18 protein-coding genes are annotated in these 19487 nt (G+C 37.5%); 15 read left to right on the top strand and 3 right to left on the bottom strand.

Annotated features, from left to right (window positions below; translation table 11 throughout):
* The first annotated feature begins 95 nt into the window (after positions 1-95).
* Both WCS89_02725 and WCS89_02720 read left to right on the top strand, forming a co-directional pair.
* A complete protein-coding gene (locus WCS89_02725) occupies positions 96-584 on the top strand; it encodes a DUF5680 domain-containing protein (GenBank protein MFA6554402.1) in 489 nt (162 codons plus the stop codon).
* 246 nt (positions 585-830) lie between these two features.
* Positions 831-1184, top strand: coding sequence for a hypothetical protein (locus tag WCS89_02720; GenBank protein MFA6554401.1), 354 nt, complete (start codon positions 831-833; stop codon positions 1182-1184).
* 60 nt (positions 1185-1244) lie between these two features.
* On the opposite strand, the gene nusA is transcribed toward WCS89_02720, so the two are convergent.
* On the bottom strand, positions 1245-2411 hold the full coding sequence (gene nusA / locus WCS89_02715; protein MFA6554400.1) for a transcription termination factor NusA: 1167 nt from the start codon (positions 2409-2411) through the stop codon (positions 1245-1247).
* 215 nt (positions 2412-2626) lie between these two features.
* On the opposite strand from nusA, the gene WCS89_02710 reads away from it, so the two are divergent.
* The 10 genes from WCS89_02710 (at position 2627) to WCS89_02665 (ending at position 14364) form a co-directional block, all read left to right on the top strand.
* Entirely contained in the window at positions 2627-3604 is a 978-nt protein-coding gene (locus tag WCS89_02710) for a winged helix-turn-helix transcriptional regulator (protein ID MFA6554399.1), read from the top strand.
* A 232-nt stretch (positions 3605-3836) separates the two neighbouring features.
* Positions 3837-4253 (top strand): hypothetical protein, encoded by a 417-nt coding sequence (locus tag WCS89_02705; GenBank protein ID MFA6554398.1) that lies wholly within the window; start codon positions 3837-3839, stop codon positions 4251-4253.
* A gap of 463 nt (positions 4254-4716) precedes the next feature.
* On the top strand, positions 4717-5226 hold the full coding sequence (locus WCS89_02700) for a hypothetical protein (GenBank protein ID MFA6554397.1): 510 nt from the start codon (positions 4717-4719) through the stop codon (positions 5224-5226).
* 63 nt (positions 5227-5289) lie between these two features.
* Positions 5290-7110, top strand: coding sequence for a GspE/PulE family protein (locus tag WCS89_02695; GenBank protein MFA6554396.1), 1821 nt, complete (start codon positions 5290-5292; stop codon positions 7108-7110).
* Positions 7111-7158: 48 nt separating this feature from the next.
* Positions 7159-8376 carry a type II secretion system F family protein gene (locus WCS89_02690; protein MFA6554395.1) on the top strand — a complete coding sequence of 406 codons (1218 nt, stop codon included), beginning with the start codon at positions 7159-7161 and terminating at the stop codon, positions 8374-8376.
* A gap of 10 nt (positions 8377-8386) precedes the next feature.
* A complete protein-coding gene (locus tag WCS89_02685) occupies positions 8387-10156 on the top strand; it encodes a carboxypeptidase regulatory-like domain-containing protein (GenBank protein ID MFA6554394.1) in 1770 nt (589 codons plus the stop codon).
* 19 nt (positions 10157-10175) lie between these two features.
* The gene (locus WCS89_02680) at positions 10176-10796 is read left to right on the top strand and encodes a prepilin-type N-terminal cleavage/methylation domain-containing protein (GenBank protein ID MFA6554393.1); all 621 of its coding nucleotides are present in this window, start codon (positions 10176-10178) and stop codon (positions 10794-10796) included.
* Entirely contained in the window at positions 10793-12274 is a 1482-nt protein-coding gene (locus tag WCS89_02675) for a hypothetical protein (GenBank protein MFA6554392.1), read from the top strand. Before WCS89_02680 ends, WCS89_02675 begins: the two co-directional genes overlap by 4 nt.
* Before the next feature lie 189 nt (positions 12275-12463).
* The gene (gene tpiA / locus WCS89_02670; protein ID MFA6554391.1) at positions 12464-13228 is read left to right on the top strand and encodes a triose-phosphate isomerase; all 765 of its coding nucleotides are present in this window, start codon (positions 12464-12466) and stop codon (positions 13226-13228) included.
* An 8-nt stretch (positions 13229-13236) separates the two neighbouring features.
* Positions 13237-14364 (top strand): phosphoglycerate kinase, encoded by a 1128-nt coding sequence (locus tag WCS89_02665; GenBank protein MFA6554390.1) that lies wholly within the window; start codon positions 13237-13239, stop codon positions 14362-14364.
* Here the strand turns inward: WCS89_02665 and WCS89_02660 are convergent.
* Positions 14361-14501 carry a hypothetical protein gene (locus tag WCS89_02660; protein ID MFA6554389.1) on the bottom strand — a complete coding sequence of 47 codons (141 nt, stop codon included), beginning with the start codon at positions 14499-14501 and terminating at the stop codon, positions 14361-14363. The genes WCS89_02665 and WCS89_02660 overlap by 4 nt on opposite strands.
* 32 nt (positions 14502-14533) lie before the next feature.
* Positions 14534-14899, bottom strand: coding sequence for an HIT domain-containing protein (locus WCS89_02655; GenBank protein MFA6554388.1), 366 nt, complete (start codon positions 14897-14899; stop codon positions 14534-14536).
* Between the two features lie 48 nt (positions 14900-14947).
* Between WCS89_02655 and recJ the strand changes: the two genes are divergently transcribed.
* The 3 genes from recJ to WCS89_02640 all read left to right on the top strand — a co-directional run bounded on the left by recJ (position 14948) and on the right by WCS89_02640 (position 19377).
* The gene (gene recJ, locus WCS89_02650; protein ID MFA6554387.1) at positions 14948-16714 is read left to right on the top strand and encodes a single-stranded-DNA-specific exonuclease RecJ; all 1767 of its coding nucleotides are present in this window, start codon (positions 14948-14950) and stop codon (positions 16712-16714) included.
* 23 nt (positions 16715-16737) lie between these two features.
* On the top strand, positions 16738-17463 hold the full coding sequence (gene rnhA / locus WCS89_02645) for a ribonuclease HI (protein ID MFA6554386.1): 726 nt from the start codon (positions 16738-16740) through the stop codon (positions 17461-17463).
* 90 nt (positions 17464-17553) lie between these two features.
* On the top strand, positions 17554-19377 hold the full coding sequence (locus WCS89_02640; GenBank protein ID MFA6554385.1) for a ComEC/Rec2 family competence protein: 1824 nt from the start codon (positions 17554-17556) through the stop codon (positions 19375-19377).
* The last annotated feature ends 110 nt before the right edge of the window (positions 19378-19487 follow it).

The following is a 19487-nucleotide window of genomic DNA, read 5'->3' as shown; positions in this document are numbered from 1 at the left end:
ATGATTTGCTTCTTGACATGTGAGTTATTTGTGATATAAGATAGAGAGTAAGTAGTTTTTTGACACATAAAAATTAACATAGAAAAGAGGTTATTATGCAACCAATATCATTAAAGTTTGTCCATGGTGTTTTTTTAAATGCTATGGCAGTAGGTTGGGCGCAAAACGTTCAAGAGATTGAGGTTTCGGAGTTTCCAGGTTCCAAAGCAATTCCATTTGTTTTTGGAGATTTCCGTGTACTTGATATCTATCTTGTGACGCCATCTTCAAATCTAAGTTCTGGTCTTACGACAATTTGGTACAAAGAAGATCCTGTCTGGACTATGCACTACGGAGGCTGGTACACAAATGTTGCGATACCCTTCCTGAAATCATGTTTACATAGAGCATATGTCACTGAGCGTCGTTTTTACGGCGGTCGCGGACCAGTGTTTGTTCGAGGTGAACGTTTCACTTACGTAAACAAGATTGAACGCAATGACTTCGCCAACTTCGCAGGTGAGGAACATGTGTTAGATTTAAACGAGCAGTGCCTCGGTTTTCATTGGTACCGAGGAATGTCACTGATTGGAAACGATCAATAATTGGAAAGGAGTGCTTTACTTATCTGCCCGACGAATCGTTACTGATTTGTCGGGCAGTTTTATTTGGCTTACAAATGTGTACGCGCGAGATGTGTCTCTAAAGTAAAAAGAAAATGTGACGGATTTTTCGTCACATTTTCTCCATTACCAAACAAAAAAATTATTTTGAATAGATTGCAAAAAGTTTTGAGGTGGTATAATTCACGTACCTGCCTACATTATCAGAATTAATTTAAAGATTTCAAAATGATAAAAACCGATACAGCATTGGTTCCAAAACATCAGCTCTTGGATTATGTTTCCAAGAGGGAATTTAACGATTTTGTAGCAGATATGAGAGATTTTAGAGAGGTAACAGAGACAAGGTTGATTGCTTACGATAAGCGTTTTGACAGTATAGATAGACAACTCCTCGCTTTAAACCGTAACTTCGATCAATTCAAAGAAGATGTAAGAGTTCAAAACGGTGCCATGATGGATAAATTTGATGAGAATATGAAAATAACTCTTGAATATGTTCAAAATATTGAGAAAACAAAAGTTGATGAAAAAAGATTTGAGGAATTAAAGGAGTGGGTTAGTAATTATTTAAGAAAATAATTATACACAAACAAAAAAGAGGCTCACTGCCTCTTTTTTGTCTTATAAATTTTAATCCAATTATTTCTTTTCAGCCTCTTCTTCGTCCTCACCGCCAACTTTCAAATCTTCAATTCCACCAATTGATTTGATATCAATTTTCCAACCAGTAAGCTTTGCGGCTAGACGAACGTTTTGACCACCCTTACCGATAGCTAGAGATTGTTCATCTTCAGTTACGGTGACTATTGCACGATGTTCTTTTTCATCTAGTTCAAGAGAGACAACCTCAGCAGGAGATAAAGATTCTTCAATAAACAGAGCAGGATCCTCATTCCATTCTACGATATCTATTTTTTCACCAGAGAGTTCACTAGTAACGGTTGTAACACGAACACCTCTTTGTCCAACCATAGAACCAATAGGATCTATATGGGCATCATGAGAGATGACAGCAACCTTGGAACGTGAACCAGCTTCGCGGGCAATAGTTTTTATTTCTACTACACCACTAGCGATTTCAGGAGTCTCTGTTTCAAAAAGTTTTGCCAAGAATTTTGGATGAGCACGTGAGAGTTTCAAAACAATGCCTTTTGGTGTTTCTTCTACGGCGTACAAATAAGCACGGATACGATCTCCAGTTTTCCAGCGTTCACTAGGAATCTGCTCCTCGTAAGGAATAATACCGACAGCACGTCCCATGTCTATATATACAACGCCACGTTCTACGCGTTCTACTATACCAGCGACAATGTCACCCTCTTTTTTACCATATTCACTCATAACAGAGACTTTTTCAGCCTCACGAATCTTTTGGATTATAATCTGCTTTGCTGTTTGAGCGGCAATACGGCCGAAGTCAGCCTTGGTTTCTAGAGGAAATACCAATTCATCACCAATAACAACGTCTCTCTTTATTTTGCGAGCGTCTTCAATGAACATGTGTTGTTCTGGATTGAAACGGATTTTGATGTCTTCCAAGGCTGTATCTTTGAGATTTTCCTGATGTTCCTCATCACCCTCCATGATGACTTGGTTGCGGTCAACTACAATTTTAACCTGCCAGAATTCTACACTTCCAGAATTTTGGTCAAATGAAGCGCGAACTATCTGTCCTTTTTTGCCGTATTCCTTTTTGTAGGCTGTTGCGAAGGCCATAGAGATGGCTTCAAGAGTCTTTTCGCGGGGAATACCACGCTCTTCTTCCAATTGCTGTACTACGGAGTTTATTACTTTTAGATCAAACATGTTGTTATATTTAGTTTTTATTAAATTTTTACCCTTTTAACAAATAAGTTCGCCGGTGGGCGAACAGATACGTAACGACAACAGTATAGCATAGGTGTCAATTTGAGGCAATTTTTGCCGGCTTGGTGTGTAGGCTTGAAAATCTTCTGTATATTTAGAATCATAAAGTTCCTAGTATACTAGGAACTAGGAACTTTTTATGCTATACTTGTTCCATGGACCAGAAGACATCAGAAAAAATTATTAATTATATAAAAGATAAAGGTCAAGCGTCAGGTAATGAGCTGGCTGATTTTCTTGGTATTACAACTAGAGCAGTTAGAAAACAACTTTTTAATTTGTTGGAACAAAATCTTGTGCACAAAAGAGGTACACCTCCAAAAGTGTACTATTTTATTAATGACATAAAAAAGGATGTTATTTCCGAAATCATCTTTGATAAGAAAACAGAGAAGATTATAAATGAAAATTTTCTTCTCATATCCCCAAGCGGAGAAAGGAAAGAAGGAATTATAGGTTTTATAGAATGGTGCAATAAGAGAAATGAGAATCCTATAAAAACAGCCAATGATTACGTCCAGTCGTACAAGAAATTCTCCGAGTATAGAAAAGATGGTTTTATAGATGGTAAATATAAAATTAAACATACATTCAAAGAAGTATTCCTTGACGAAGTTTTTTATTTGGATTTTTATAGTATAGAAAGGTTTGGTAAGACAAAACTCGGTCAAATTTTGCTTTATGCAAAACAAAGTCAGAGCAAGGAACTTATTCGTGAATTGATAAGTGAGATAAAGCCACGTATTGAATCTTTCATAAAAAAATGGTCAGTAGATGCTATTGGCTATATTCCTCCGACTGTTAAAAGAGAGTTACAGCTTATGAAAGAGATAGAAAGACAACTCAATCTTTCTGTTCCGGTCATTTCATTGGTAAAGGTGAAAAAAGAAATATCTGTTCCACAGAAGACTCTTACTAAACTAGAGGATCGTATTGAGAATGCTAAGTCCACAATCATTCTAGATGAGTCTAGGAAGTTCAAAACCATTTTGCTCATAGACGATGCTCTGGGATCTGGCGCTACTTTGAATGAAACGGCCAGAAAAATAAAAAGTCAAAATATAGCAGATACTGTAATTGGTCTCGCTATAACTGGAAGCTTTAGTGGTTTTGAAGTTATTAGTGAAGTGTAAGGGTCTTAATTTATAATATACTTATTGAATTCAGTTCTCCCGAGTTCAACAATCAATTGCATGTACTCATCTAGTACAAAATACTCGACAAGTTTGAAGTAGGATGATATGTTATGAAAAATAATGAGTTCATTGAGAGGCTTGTTAGAAGTGGTTCTAATGGCATAAAAACATGCTTTTAGAGTTACTCTTATAGTCAAACTATAATAAAAAAGAAAGGACGGGTAAATGAATGATTGTAAATAGAGTTAAAGGAGACATATTCTTGGCGCCACAAAAGCATATCGCTTTTGCAATCAACACTCAGGGTGATAATGACGATGGGTTTGCAGAACAGGTATCTTTGCGAATAAAATGGTCGGAACTTATTCGTACTGGTGGAAATCAACTCGGCGAAGTGCTCATACGTAAGGATGGTGAGAAGACTTACTATGCTCTGGTTTGCCATTCGCTTGATAAGGGTGGTTGGAACGACACACCACGCGTCGCTCGGGAATGTCTCGATAAAATCGAGGCGCCCGACGATGAGGAAATTGCTGTCGTACTGATGGGTTCCGGATTCTTCGGTAGGATGCAAGGTGCAGACGTGGAAGCTATCCTTGGGGGAATTGAACAATCAAAGAAGAAACTTGTTGTTTACACACTCTGACTTACTGGAAGTTCAAGCTTTCACACCCCGCAATCTGAAATATGGTTGCGGGTTTTTGTTTTTATTAAATTGTATTGTAAGTGCAAAGTGAAAAGTGCAAAATGCAAAGTTGTAGTGAAAAGTTATTGAGTTTTTGAGTTAGATAGTATTTGAATATAATAACTATTAACCATTAACTAAAATTTTGCATTTTGCACTTTTCACTTTGCACTAAACATCGCCCCTTTTAACAAATAAGTTCGCCGGTGGGCGAACAGATACGTAACGACAACAGTATAGCATAGGTGTCAATTTGAGGCAATTTAGAGTAGGAATTTTCCGTGTTATTTATGTTAATGGCTTAGTAGAGCCGTATACAAACGCTTGACATCGTCATTAAATAGGAGTATAATATGTCCATCGACAATTGAATCGGAAGCATGATCCATAAAGGTAATGGGAAATCTCTCGAAAGGAGATAAATATGAGAACATTAACAGAAACAAAGTCCTTACCACTTTACGCGACTCGAATCCGTCAACAGAAGTGGTTGGATCAGGAGTACATCGTCAATGTGACGAAGAACATCATGGGTGAGCTCCAAATCACTAATGATGATTTAAAAAAACATTCTTGCGTAAAGGATTTCTCTAAACACGTTTTTCAAAACGTGCTCCATCTTATCGGGAGGCGGAATTCGACCACGCTTGGAAAGATTATTGCCTACGGACTTGGTAGTGGTGAAACCTCTGCTTCTGAGTCTATACCGCTACGCCGAACTTCAATGGGGGATGCGTGGTATGGCACTCCGCTTGAGATTGATATCTCAGGTGGCCTAGCTCTTGAGTGGCTTGCGACGACGGTTATCGTCGCAACTGCGTTTGATTTGCTTCAAGCTAATGCTTTGGAGGATTATATCAAAGCAAGAGTTGCAAAAGGTGGTCAAGACGGTCCTGTCCCGGATCTCTATCTTCCTGACTGGGCTAGGGTCTAGCATAATAAGGTAATGAAGTGGTTACCTGAAAACACCACTCAAAATTTCCCCGCAATCTGAAATATGGTTGCGGGTTTTCGTTTATTCAAAGCTGTGCATAAGCAGTCATCTCTTATATCTGATATAATTTACCTAATGTTCGTTGAAGATACCCAATTATATAAATTTATTCTTGATTCTGGTCTTGTAACCAAGGATGACCTTGAAGATGCAAAGAAAGAAAGCGAGAAAAAGAAAAAGCATTTAGGCGATGTATTGATTTCGTCAGGCAAGATCAGTGCAGACAATCTCCGTAGAATGCAAGCTTATGTCTTTGGTATTCCTTTCGTAGACCTTAAAGGTAAAAAATTACCTTTTGAGACCCTCTCTCTTATTCCAGAACCGATTGCTCGTGCTCATAACATTGTCGCTTTTAAAAAGACAGATGTCGCTTTGGAAGTTGCGATGTTGGATGTCAACGATTTGCCCGCTATTGATTTCATTAAAAAGAAAGTCAATTTGAAAATATTACCTCGTTTGACTGATTCGGATTCTATTAAAGAAGCATTGGTTCAGTATCAAAAGAGTCTCAAGGCTGAATTTGGTGATTTGATCCAAAAAGAGACCGCTTCACTCAAGATGATTTCAGAAGAAGAAGGGGATACTGCCTCAGAAGCTGATTTAAAAAAGATCGCAGAAGATATGCCGGTTGTGCGTATTGTTGATACTTTGATAAAACACGCTATCTTGCAAAATTCTTCCGATATCCATATAGAACCAATGGAGGAACAAGTCTTGGTTCGTTATCGTATAGATGGACTTTTACATGATGCGATGGTACTTCCAAAACAGGCCGGTCCTTCGGTATCTGCTCGTATCAAAGTTTTGGCCAATCTAAAATTGGATGAAAAACGTTTACCTCAAGACGGTCGTTTCAAAGTTGACATGAATGAAGAAAAAGTTTCATTCCGTGTCTCTATTTTGCCAACATATTATGGTGAAAAGATCGTTATGCGTTTACTTAGAGAAAGTATATCCGGATTCACTTTGGAATATTTGAATTTCCACGGCGAAGGCTTGGAAGCGATTCATAAAACTTTGAATAAGACGACGGGAATGATACTCATGACAGGTCCCACTGGATCTGGAAAAACTACGACTTTGTATACCATGTTGGATATTTTGAATACTCCAGATGTGAATATTTCAACTATTGAAGACCCTATTGAATACCAGATGGCTCGTATCAATCAAACTCAAGTTCGTCCAGAGATCGGTTTCTCATTTCCACAAGGTATCAGAACTTTGGTCCGTCAAGATCCAGATATTATCATGGTTGGAGAAATCCGTGACGGTGAAACCGCAGCACTTGGAGTCAATGCCGCTTTGACTGGTCACTTGGTTCTTTCTACTTTGCATACCAACTCGGCAGCAGGAGCGATGCCTCGTCTTTTGGATATGGGTGTTGAGCCATTTTTGTTGGTTTCTACTTTGGATATTGTTATCGGTCAGCGTTTGGTTCGTAAACTTACTGATTCAAAACAGGAATACAAGTTATCCAAGGATGAATTCAATCAATTGGCAAAAGTTGTTGATCTAGACAGAGTCCTTGGTTATTTGAAGACAGAAAAAATAGTAAAATCGTCCGACACTTGGGATAAGATCAATTTCTGGAAAGCTGTACCAGCTGGAGATGACGATGGTTTCAAGAGTCGTGTTGGTATCCACGAAGTCTTGGTTATGACTCAATCTATCAAAGATCTTATAATGAAAAATGCTACTTCAAATGATATTGAAATTCAGGCCAAGAAAGAAGGAATGCTCACAATGTTAGAAGACGGTATATTCAAGTGTGTACAGGGAATGACAACGATTGAAGAAGTGCTCCGTGTCGTTTCAGAGTAATAACTTTGCACTTTTCATTTTGCACTTTTAATTTTGCACTAAACTATAATGCCCCATTTCACTTTCAAAGCAAAAAAATCTACAGGAGAGATATATAACAGCGAAAGAGATGCTGTAGATCGTTACGAATTGTACAAACTTCTACGAGAAGGTGGTGATGAAGTAGTTGAATTCAAAGAAAAGCGTGAATCTAGAGGACTGCATATGAATATTTCTCTATCTATTTTTGATAGGGTCAAGACTATTGAGAAAATAAATTTCGCACGTAATTTGGGGGCAATGTTGGAAGCTGGTCTAGCTCTTTCTAGAGCTTTGGCAGTCCTTGAGAAACAAACACGCAACGCATCTCTCAAGAAAGTCGTAGCTGATCTTGTGAAGAATATTGATCAAGGTATAACTTTTGCTGACGCGCTTAGTAAACACCCAAAGGTTTTTCCAAAGATATTCGTCGCAATGGTTCATGCCGGAGAACAGTCTGGAACATTGGCTGATTCTCTGAAGATTGTCTCCAGTCAGATGGATAGTTCGTATTCCTTGGATAAGAGAATCCGTGGTGCTCTCATGTATCCTGCAGTTATTTTTTCAGCAATGATAATTATCGCTGTATTGATGTTTATCTTTATAATTCCTACTTTGCTCAAGACTTTTACAGATCTCAATGTTCCGTTACCTATGACAACCCAAGTAGTCTTGAATATAAGCAATCTCATCAGGGATCAAGGAGTGATCGTCTTTGGTCTTGTTTTGATCCTTATCGGCTCTTTAGTCTGGTGGTCAAAAAAAGCTTCTGGAAAAAAGATATTTCATTCTGCCATTCTTAAGATTCCTGTTATAGGAGAACTCGTTCAAGAAGTTAATACTGCTAGAACAGCAAGGACGATGTCTTCATTGTTGGGTTCTGGGGTTGATGTTGTTGAATCTATAAATATTACTGCAGACGTTGTTCAGAATGTTCATTTTCAAAGAATTTTACAAAAAGCTTCTCTTTCAATAAAGAATGGAGAATTGATGTCAAAGACTTTCGGTCAGTTTGGTAAATATTACCCAGTCTTTTTTATTGAAATGATGAGCGTTGGTGAAGAGACCGGTAAAACAGGGGAGATGCTTATGGGTGTAGCTCAATATTATGAAAATGATGTTAATCAGAAAACCAAAGACATGTCTACGATAATAGAGCCGATACTCATATTGGTTATAGGAGGGGCCGTAGGTTTCTTTGCAATTTCTATGATTCAACCTATGTATTCGTTGGTAGATGTAATGTAGGATCAAAAAAATGTTTTGTCTTAAAATTAAAAAATTACAAAGAGGCTTCTCTCTCGTTGAAGTGCTTGTAGGCTCGGCAATTTTTCTAATTGTAGCAATGGCTGTTTACGGCTCATTTGTAAGCTTGCTTCAATTGGCTAGTGGAAGTCAGGCTAGGACTTTGGCTACTCAATTGGTGGCAGAGCAATTTGAGATCATTCGTAATATGCCATATGTAAACGTTGGTCTTACGACAGGTATTCCTTTGGGAGTTTTGCCTCAAACGCAAACATTGACTCGTGGAGGTATGACTTTTGATGTCGGTCTGACTATCCGTAACATAAATCTTTCAACCTCGTCCGTTCAAGCTAGTAGTAAGTTGGTTGAAATAAACGTTGATTGTTCAAATTGTAAAAATTTTAGACAGGTATCTCTTACGGGTTTGATTTCTCCTGCCAATCTTCAATCTGCAGGAAATGGGGGAGCTTTGGTCGTTCAAGTATTCAATGGTAATGGGGAACCTGTTCAAGGCGCAACCGTCAGTGTTCAAAGTGTTGCAACTTCATCTGTCACTAACGTTGATATAACAAATAATTCTGGGATATTGAATATCATCGGTGTTCCCCCTGGCGAGGATATGTACAAAATCATTGTAACAAAAGAAGGTTATTCTACTGAAGAAACTTATTCATTGGCAGAAGTAAGCAACCCTACGAAGCCAAATGTTACTGTTTTAAATCAGGAAGTTAGTCCGATAAGTTTTTCCATAGATAAATTGAGCTCATTACACTTTTCTAGTGTTACACCACTTTGTGTTCCTGTTGGGAATGTAGACTTTTCAATGGTTGGGGCAAAAGAAATTGGTGCTGGAATACCAAAATATTCACAAAATCTTTCTACCAACGCATCTGGTCTTTTGAATCTCAGTTCTATGGAATGGGATACATATACTATTACACCTACAGATGGTTCTTATGATGTTGCTGGTATAAATCCAGATAGTCCATTTTCCTTGAATCCTGACAATTCTCAGAATGTACAGATTGTAGTCGTACCAAAGGATTCCAATAGTTTGATGGTCTCTGTTTTGGATAGTGCAACGAATCTACCGATCTCTGGTGCTGTTGTTGAACTTTCTAAGACTGGTTATTACAAAGCTAAAGTTACAGGTGAAGGTTATCTTAGCCAATCAGATTGGTCTGGCGGAAGCGGTCAAGACATGTATGTTACTGACGGAAGATATTTCACAGATAATAATTTGGTTGATACTGCCACTTCCTCAGGAGACATCCTCTTGAAAGATCTTTTTGGTTCTTATGATGTGAACGCTACGGGTACATTGGAATCTTCTATATTTGATACAGGAACTACAAGTAATTTTTATACTATTTCTTGGAATCCAAATAGTCAGCCTATCTTGTCTGGAGAAACAAGTGTGAAGATGCAATTTGCAACCAATGCAAGTTCATCTGGATCAGCTTGGAATTATTTTGGTCCAGATGGAACATCAGGGACTTACTACACTGTTCCTGGGTCTCCGATAAATATTGTTCATAATGGTGACGAATATGTACGTTACAAGACTTATTTAACGACAGAAACGGCTACTGTAACTCCAAAAGTTTCAGATGTCTTCTTTTCTTACACTTCGGCTTGTTTACCACCGGGGCAGGTTATCTTCCAAGGTCTTTTGGGTGATGAATACACTTTGACCGTTACAAAATCTGGATATGCTACACAATCTAAATTTGTAACTATTGGAAGCGGTTGGCAGAAACAGACGATTTTGATGAGTCTATAACGAGAAAATATTCATTCATATGATAAATAACAAAGATTTAAAAATAAGGGGTATGACTTTGGCCGAGGTCATGGTTGCTGTGGCTATCTTTGCAATAATAATGATGGCGGTTGGAACTTTTTCTGCAAATATTTTTTCTTATAATAGTTCAATCTCAAGTTCATTTTCAGCTGCACAAAATTCTCAGACTATTTTAAGGACAATGTTGAAAGAATTGAGGGAAATAGCTCCTGGTGCAAACGGAGCTTATCCTTTGGTGAGGACTGGTAGTACGACACTGTCTTTCTTTTCTGATGTAAACAACGATACTAAGACGGAGCAGATAACTTATTCTCTTATCGGAACCACTTTGTATCGCGCAGTGATCAATCCAACTGGTTCACCTCCTACATATCCGATAGCTAATCAATCAACGACAACTTTGATTACCAATGTTATGAATGGTAATGCACTTCCATCATTTCAGTATTATGATACCAACTATACAGGTACCAGCTCTCCGTTGGTGCAACCAGTTTCGGCTTATGCTGTCAGGTTGATCAAGATAAACCAACAAATTGATGTTGATCCGATTCATTCTCCTTTACCAATATTGTATAGTGTACAAGCAAGTCTTCGTAACCTAAAGACAAACCTATGAAAATTTCCAATAATCGTGGCGATATTATTCTCTCGGTGATAATCTTTGCGTCTGTCGCTATAACTATCATCATTGGTCTTACCAATTGGGGAGCTACATTGTTGGCTAGTATCCGTAACGTTGCACAACGCGAACAAGCTTTTCAAATAGCGGAAGCTGGTGCCGATTATTATCAGTGGCATTTGGCTCAATCACCAAATGATTATAAAGACGGAACAGCTACTTCTGGTCCTTACGTACATGATTTTGTAGACAAAAATGGAAGTATTTTAGGAACATTTTCGTTAACTATCACTCCGCCGATCACTGGTTCAACGATTGTGAAGATAGTTTCTAAAGGGACGTTGGCTTCTTCTACAATATCTAGAACTATTGAAAAAACTTTAGCTATACCATCGCTCGCAAAATATGCTGTCGTTGCAAATGATAATATGCGTTTTGGAGAAGGTACAGAAGTTTTTGGACCAATCCATTCTAATGGGGGAATAAGGTTTGATGGTGTGGCGCATAACCTTATCTCTAGTGCGAGAACTACTTATACAGATCCTGATACAGGTTTAACTCAGTGGGGAGTTTATACAACAGTTGGTACAGATGACCCTCGTCCTAACACTCCAGTATTAAATCGTCCAGATGTTTTTATCGCAGGTAGACAGTTTCCTGTTCCTAGTTCAGATTTTACAGGTTTAACTTTGGGTTTGACGCAATTACAGGCATTGGCTCAACCGTCTGCCGGAGGTAAAGAATGGACGTCTTCTGGTAAGTCTGGATACCATATGGTGTTTAAGGTTACTGGAGGTGTAACTAGTTACGATATGTACAAGGTTAATGCTCTACAAGCCCCTCCTACTGCTGGTTCTCCAGATTGTGGGGCAGATGCTACGGCACGGTCTCAAGTCAATGGTCCAAAGTATTATCAGTGGGGGACATGGAGTATAAAGACACCTATTTCGTCAAATCAAACTCTTTTAGGTAATTATCCTATTCCAACTAATGGAGTTATCTTTGTTGACGATCATCTTTGGGTTGATGGTCAGATAAACAATACACGAGTAACGGTAGCGGCCGGTATTATCGGTAATACTGATCCACTTAAAAATGCAAATATAACAGTTAATGAAAATTTAAAGTATACGAATTATGACGGAGTGGATAGTATCGGTCTTATTGCACAAGGTAATATAAATGTTGGAATGCTTAGTGCGAATACTTTACGTATAGATGCCGCTTTGGTGGCTGAGAAGGGTCGTGTTGGTAGATTTTATTATAATTCAAATTGTACGAGTTATGCTAGAAGTTCTCTCACTTTATATGGCATGATCGCAACATTTTTGCGATACGGTTTTAGTTATACAGATGGTACAGGTTATGATGTCCGAGACATTATTTACGATGGAAATCTAATGTATGGTCCACCGCCATCTTTTCCTCAAGCAACCAATCAGTATCAGGTTATTTCTTGGCAACAATTGGATTAGTCAAAACGCGTAAATTTGGCGCGCTTCGTTGTCGCTTCACTCGTTTGTGACTAGGCAGTATTATTCATACAGCCTAGTCACAAGCCTCGCTTGCTCCCGATCCAGCAGGATCGCCTACTGGGTAGAATCGCATCCAAATTTATGTGTTTTGTGTTGTTTAAGTGATCAATTTTTAGGTATAATGTGACCATGAACAAAAAACTCATTATCGGTAATTGGAAGATGAATCCTGTAACAATTGATGAGGCAAAACAGATTGCGAAAAAGGTACAACATTTGAGCCCAGAATTAAAAAAGACGGAGACCGTGATTTGTCCGCCATTTGTTTTTATTCAGGTATGTTCACCGAAAGACAGGATAAGTAATTTTCATATGGGAGCCCAGTCAGTTTCTAAAGATGAAGAAGGTCCTCATACTGGGGAAGTTGGTGCAAAAATCTTGGTAAATATGGGAGTTGAGTATGTCATAGTTGGTCATTCGGAAGAACGTGAGCGTGGTGATACAAATGAGATTGTATCAAAGAAAATAAAGATTATTCTTGATGCAGGGATGAAGCCGGTGGTTTGTGTTGGTGAAAAAGCAAGAGATACGGAAAACGGCTCTCATTTTGAGTTTTTGAAACAACAGATCAAAGAAACTTTCGCTGATGTTCCAAAGAAATATGCAAAAGATATAGTCTTGGCTTATGAACCTGTATGGGCTATTGGCGTAAGTGAGCCTATGAGTTCGGATCAAATATACGAGATGACTATTTTTATTAGAAAAGTTCTTTCTGATATTTTTGATGCTAGTTTAGCTATGAAAGCCGTGGTTCTCTATGGAGGATCGGTAAATTTTAGAAATGCTTTTGATATTATTACAACTGGTAAAGTTGACGGTCTTTTGGTTGGAAGAGAAAGTGTCAATATTACAGGTTTCAGTGAACTTTTGAAGGTGGTTGATACAATTTCTTAAATAAAACAATGAAAACAATTAAAGATATTCAATTATTGAAAGGGGTTAAAGTTTTGGTGCGTGCAGATTTCAATGTGCCTGTTAAAAATGATGTTGTAGTTGATGATTATCGCATTCAAGCGACTTTACCAACTATAAATTTTTTGAGAGAAAAAGGGGCAAAAGTTATTTTGATTAGTCATTTAGAAGCAAGTGATGGTTCTAATGGCTCACTTAGTCCTGTTGCAAAACAATTAAAGAAATTGGGTCAAGAAGTTGTTTTTATTGAAAATTGGAAAAATGCCAATAACATTATTGAAAATGAGATGAAAGATGGTGGTTGCGTCTTATTGGAAAACCTTCGTTATTTTGATGGTGAAAAAGCAAATGATACGAAGTTTTCCAAAGAATTGGCTTCTTTGGCTGATATTTATGTAAACGATGCCTTCTCTGTTTCTCATAGAGCGCATGCTTCAGTCGTTGGAGTTACGAAATATTTATCAAGCTATGCTGGTTTGCAGTTGGAAAAGGAAATAGGCAATCTTTCCAAAGTTTTTAATCCTGCTCATCCATTTCTATTCATTCTTGGTGGTGCAAAATTTGAAACCAAGTTGCCGTTGCTAGAAAAATTTATGGACATTGCAGATTTTGTCTTTGTAGGAGGTGCCTTGGCTACGGATATATTCAAGGAGAAGGGTTATGAGATTGGAAAATCTTTGGTATCAAAGGGTGATTTTGATTTACTTCGTTTTGCAAATAATCCAAAATTATTATTACCCTTGGATCTATCAAATCAAAATCGTGAAATTAAGCCTGTAAATGGTTTGAATAAGGAAGATCAATCTATGGATTCTGGTCCTGAAACATTAGAATTATTGAAACAGAAAGTTTCAGGAGCGAAGTTTATCCTTTGGAACGGTCCTTTGGGGGTATATGAAAAGGGTTTTAAAGATAATACTTTGAAATTGGCAAAGATGATTGCCGAAGCTACTTCCAATGGTACAGAGACCATAGTCGGTGGGGGAGATACTTTGGCAGCTATTGCAGAAAACGGTGATCAAGGCAAATTCACCTTTGTTTCTACTGGAGGTGGAGCAATGTTGGAATTTCTAGCAAAAGGAACCTTACCCGGAATTGAGGTGTTAAATAACAGTTAGTTGATAGCAGAGGCTAATGCTACATAATTGAAATACTGCATGATTATCATTGCGGTAACTATAACGTTTGATACAAAAGTGGCGTATAGGATTATACGAGTAGAGAGTGGTAATTGAACTTGAATTTTTGGTTTCATAATTTTAACTATTATACCATAAGTCTCGTACCTTAAAGTAAAGATTTTGAAATTTTCATAGCATTTTCTGTAAAATCGTTTTTATCGCCTTTTGTAGCATCTGATGGGTACAACCAGATATGTGCATGGTGTATCTCTTCACCGACAATCTTGGAAAGGATCATTTCTTGGCCAAAGGCTTTGCGAATAGCTAAGGCTACTTTTCCTGTTGCGTTGAAATATTCTGTAAGATTTGGAACGTCCCAAACCCATCTATAGTGTTTCTTTGGAATAACTAGGGTGTGACCAGGTGATTTTGGATGTATATCAAGAAAAGCCAAAAAGTTTTTATCCTCATAGACAATATTGGCAGGAATTTCTTTGTTTACAATTTTACAAAAGATACAGTTATTATCCATGTTTCTATTTTACCACAAGCAAGCGGTTGCGCATGTTATACTCGTTCTGTGTCATACAATATCCGTAGGCAATTAAATGATAAGGAGCGAGCTGTATTGAATAGTGTGCCAGATATTACTGCGCACCTTCTCTTTCATCGTGGTATTTTGGACAATAAAATCGCAGAAAAGTTTCTGGCTCCAGATTATGAGAAAGATATTCATGACCCTTTTCTTCTCAAAGACGCCGAAAAATCAGCCGATCGTATCGTTCAAGCAATAAATAATAATGAACGTATCGCTATATATGCCGATTATGATGCTGACGGTATCCCTGGATCTGTCATTTTCAATGATTTGTTCAAAAGAATTGGTTTCAGTAATTTTTCTATATATATTCCACATCGTCATGATGAAGGTTTTGGTTTGAATGTAGAAGCTGTTGAACAATTGGCTGGGGAAGGGGTGAAGCTACTCATAACTGTAGATTGTGGTGTTACTGATGTTATGCCAGTCACTCGTGCGAAAAAATTGGGTATGGATGTGATTATTACAGATCATCATGAACCACCAACTCCTTTACCGCCAGCTTTTGCTATTGTTGATCATAAACAAAAAGATTGTCCTTATCCTGATAAAAATCTATGCGGTTCTGGTGTTGCTTATAAACTCATTCAAGCAATTCTAAAAAAGAATCGTTTTGGTTTGAAAGAAGGGCACGAGAAATGGTTATTGGATATGGTCGGTATTGCTACACTTTCAGATATGGTCAGTCTAACTGGAGAAAATCGCATCTTTGCGCATTTTGGTTTGGCAGTTTTGCGTAAGAGTCCTAGGAAAGGCTTGATGCAACTTTTGCGTAAATTGAATATAAATCAAAGATTTCTAACTGAAGATGATATTGCTTTTATGATCACCCCTAGGATCAATGCGGCTTCACGCATGGGGAAACCTATGGACGCTTTCAAGCTTCTTTCTGCAGACACTGATGAAGATGCTCATTTTTTTGCAGATCATTTGGATAAGATAAATAATGAAAGAAAAGGGGTCGTCGCTTCTCTAGTCAAAGAGGTTAAGAAAATTTTACATGAAAGATATCAAGATTCTTTGCCAGACGTAATAGTTTTGGGTAATCCTCTGTGGCGACCATCGCTCCTTGGTTTGGTTGCAAACTCTTGTGCAGAGGAATTTGATAGACCAGCTTTCTTTTGGGGGAGAGATGGGGACGATATCATAAAGGGCTCTTGTCGTTCTGAAGGGCAAACCAATGTAGTAGAACTTATGCGAGCTACTCCAATAGAAACATTTTTACAATTTGGTGGGCATCACCATTCTGGCGGTTTCGCTGTTTCCAATGATGACGTACACTTTTTGGAGCAAAGGTTAAACAAAGCGGTTGGTGATATGAAGAAAGCTCTAAATAAAAATATCAAAAAAACTGGCGATTTTGATTTGGAGGTTGATAGTATTGAAAATAAATCTGACTCAGTTATAGATATGGAACTTTCTTTAGAAATGATTGATTCTAGATTGTATAATGAGATAAATAAGTTAGCTCCGTTTGGTATCGGTAATCCAAAACCAGTTTTTCTTTTTAGAGATGTTGTTCCTGTTGAGGTTAAAATTTTTGGAAAGGGTAAAGAACATGTTGAGCTTTCATTCAAGAAAAAGAGTGGAGAAAAAGTCTCAGCCATATCATTTTTTGGGGCGAAAGAAAGTTGGGCAAGTAAAGTTATAGCTAATAAAACGATTGATCTCGTAGCTTCTTTGGAAAAATCTATGTACAGAGGAAGGAGTGAATTGAGGTTGAGGATAATAGATGTCATTGTCAAATAATTTGCTATACTGATTTTAATAATATGGAAAATATAATTTTTACAGATGGATCTTCGCGAGGTAATCCTGGTCCCGGTGGTTGGGGTGCTGTTGTGGTATCAAGACTTGATTCTGATAAATCAGAAGTTTTAGAGCTTGGTGGTGGTGAAAAATTTACAACAAATAATAAGATGGAGTTGATGGCGACAATAGAGGGGCTTTCTCATACATCAGATGGTTCAGCTTGTACTGTCAATACGGATTCTTCTTATGTAATAAATGGCATTACAAAATGGATAAAAGGTTGGAAAAAAAATGGCTGGAAGACAAAGACAAAAGAGGATGTTTCAAATAAAGATTTGTGGATGAAACTTTCTCTACAAGTAGAAAGTAAAACTGTTAGTTGGAAATATGTCGGTGGTCATATCGGTATTGTCGGCAACGAGAGATGTGATGAGATAGCTACTGCCTTTGCAGATGGTCAAGAAATCAGGTTATACAAAGGTCCTCTTTCTAAATATGCTTTACAAAATATTTTGGATGTTTCACATAATGAAGAGAAGAAAGACGATAAGAAATCTTCATCATCTCATTCCAAAACCAAAGCATATTCATATGTAAGTTCTGTTGGTGGTGTCATAGAGACTCATCGTTCATGGTCTGAATGTGAAAAAAGAGTAAAGGGTGCAAGAGGTGCAAGATATAAAAAAGCTATTAGTGTAGAAGATGAAAATAAAATAATAGAAGAATATGAGGCGTATTTGATTTGATTGACGAGATAGGCCTTGGCTAAGTTTTCTTCATCATTTTTTTAACCTTTCTTAATCAGGATTTAAACTCGCGCTTGTATGATGCTTCTCATGAAGAGAGGTGTTTTTATTTTTTGGAGTATATTCATAGCTACTGCCATTTTTCGTATCTGGCAATCTTTTGGTATAGAGCCACCAGATATAGGTGATTGTGTGAAACAGAATGTTCAAGGAGTTGGGATTATTGAGAATGAACCAGAACGAAAAGAAAACGGACAAGTCTTTGTTGTCTCAGTTTTGGATCTTTCGGTAGTGAGTACGTCAAAATATTGTAATACAGAATTTCTCATTCGCTTGAAAACCAAACTTTATCCACGATTTTCTTTTGGAGATAAAGTTTCTTTCAAAGGAAAATTATTACAGCCGACAAATTTTGACAGTGGTTCGGGTCGCATCTTTGATTACAAAAATTATCTGGCAAAAGATGATATTTATTTTGAGATGAAAAGTGCGGTTGTTTCATTGACGAAAATTGTTCAACAAAATAATTCATCTTGGTTTGGAATTCAATCATTTTTTTCTAAACTCTCTTCACAATTATTTTCTCTGAAAAGAAATTTCGTAAATAATTTGAAGAAAACTTTAGGGGAACCACACTCTGCTCTGGCATCTGGTCTGGTGGTGGGGGAGAAGTCTGCTCTGGGGAATGATCTGTTAGATGATTTTAGAAAAGTTGGACTTATACATATCGTTGTACTTTCTGGATACAACATCACTATTGTTGCAGACGCTATGCGTCGCCTACTTTCATTTTTGCCTAGAGTTTGGGGAATATCAGTTGGTGGTATTGGTATCGCTTTGTTTGGAATTTTGGTTGGCGGTGGTGCCACGGTTGTTCGTTCTTGTCTGATGGCGAGTATTGCTCTTTTCGCTGACATTATCCGACGTGATTATAGTGTTATTCATGCGCTCATGTTTGCTGGTCTTCTCATGCTCGTTCAAAATCCGATGATACTTTTGCATGACCCTTCTTTCCAGCTTTCATTTTTGGCAACTCTAGGACTTATCATTCTTGCTGGTCCAATAGAAAAGCGCCTGACATTTATTACGGAGAGATTTGGTATACGAGGTATTGTTGCTTCAACTATAGCTACACAAATATTTGTTTCACCTTACATCTTGTATATGATGGGACAGATTTCAATAATTGGAATGTTGGTCAATATTTTGGTTCTACCTTTTATTCCTGTAACCATGCTTTTTGTTTTTATTACTGGGATTGTAGGAATGTTTTGGTTACCACTGGCTCAAGTTTTTGGTTGGGCAAGTCATCTCTTGCTTTCCTATGAACTTTTTATGGTCAACAATTTCGCCAGATTCCCGTTTGCTTCATTACAAGTTGAAGCATTTTCCTTTTGGTGGGTCGTTGGATTTTATGTGGTGTTTGCGGGGGTTTACTTAAGAAGAAAGATTTTTACCCGCTTTAAACTTTTTAGATCAAGATCAGATTCAAATACATTACTTTTGTTGTTTAAAGAATTTCAGAAGTTACCAAAAAATGTTTTGATTGATAATCCTGATGATAAGATTTTGACTAATTTTAATACGGTTGTTGTATCTCAATTGTTAAATACAAAATTTAAATCGATACATTTTTCTAGAAGGACTTTTAAGCATCTTGCAGAGAAAGATATGGAAGGTAAAAACTTACTTGAAATGATGGTGATAATTTTCAAGAACCCAGATATTATTCTTAAGGGAAAGAATAATCGTTTATTGATTACTAAATTCTTTCCTGATAATGAAGGAGAACCACATGTAATCGTTTTTGAATCTGTAAATGATGAGATAATCATTATCACCTCTTTTGTCACCGATAAAAAATACCTCAAGAACTTTGAGATTCTCTGGAGGACGGGCACCTCATTTTCATGAAGCGATCCCTCCATACTGCATATTCGCCGAAGCGAACGCTGGCGGCCGACCCGGATTTTCCGCTCTTAGAGAATCTCAAAAATCTCAAAGTATTTCACTGGTAGGAGTTT

The sequence above is a fragment of the Candidatus Paceibacterota bacterium genome, from assembly GCA_041666915.1.
Taxonomy (GTDB): domain Bacteria; phylum Patescibacteriota; class Minisyncoccia; order Phycocordibacterales; family PALSA-1337; genus C7867-002.
The sequence above is the reverse complement of the archived record's forward strand: the minus strand, read 5'-3'. Positions and strand labels throughout refer to the sequence as shown.

Coding starts and splice junctions, on each gene's coding strand:
- WCS89_02725 (MFA6554402.1), top strand. CDS start 96: ATGCAACCAATATCATTAAAGTTTGTCCATGGTGTTTTTTTAAATGCT.
- WCS89_02720 (MFA6554401.1), top strand. CDS start 831: ATGATAAAAACCGATACAGCATTGGTTCCAAAACATCAGCTCTTGGAT.
- nusA (MFA6554400.1), bottom strand. CDS start 2,411: ATGTTTGATCTAAAAGTAATAAACTCCGTAGTACAGCAATTGGAAGAA.
- WCS89_02710 (MFA6554399.1), top strand. CDS start 2,627: ATGGACCAGAAGACATCAGAAAAAATTATTAATTATATAAAAGATAAA.
- WCS89_02705 (MFA6554398.1), top strand. CDS start 3,837: ATGATTGTAAATAGAGTTAAAGGAGACATATTCTTGGCGCCACAAAAG.
- WCS89_02700 (MFA6554397.1), top strand. CDS start 4,717: ATGAGAACATTAACAGAAACAAAGTCCTTACCACTTTACGCGACTCGA.
- WCS89_02695 (MFA6554396.1), top strand. CDS start 5,290: ATGGTTGCGGGTTTTCGTTTATTCAAAGCTGTGCATAAGCAGTCATCT.
- WCS89_02690 (MFA6554395.1), top strand. CDS start 7,159: ATGCCCCATTTCACTTTCAAAGCAAAAAAATCTACAGGAGAGATATAT.
- WCS89_02685 (MFA6554394.1), top strand. CDS start 8,387: ATGTTTTGTCTTAAAATTAAAAAATTACAAAGAGGCTTCTCTCTCGTT.
- WCS89_02680 (MFA6554393.1), top strand. CDS start 10,176: ATGATAAATAACAAAGATTTAAAAATAAGGGGTATGACTTTGGCCGAG.
- WCS89_02675 (MFA6554392.1), top strand. CDS start 10,793: ATGAAAATTTCCAATAATCGTGGCGATATTATTCTCTCGGTGATAATC.
- tpiA (MFA6554391.1), top strand. CDS start 12,464: ATGAACAAAAAACTCATTATCGGTAATTGGAAGATGAATCCTGTAACA.
- WCS89_02665 (MFA6554390.1), top strand. CDS start 13,237: ATGAAAACAATTAAAGATATTCAATTATTGAAAGGGGTTAAAGTTTTG.
- WCS89_02660 (MFA6554389.1), bottom strand. CDS start 14,501: ATGAAACCAAAAATTCAAGTTCAATTACCACTCTCTACTCGTATAATC.
- WCS89_02655 (MFA6554388.1), bottom strand. CDS start 14,899: ATGGATAATAACTGTATCTTTTGTAAAATTGTAAACAAAGAAATTCCT.
- rnhA (MFA6554386.1), top strand. CDS start 16,738: ATGGAAAATATAATTTTTACAGATGGATCTTCGCGAGGTAATCCTGGT.
- WCS89_02640 (MFA6554385.1), top strand. CDS start 17,554: ATGAAGAGAGGTGTTTTTATTTTTTGGAGTATATTCATAGCTACTGCC.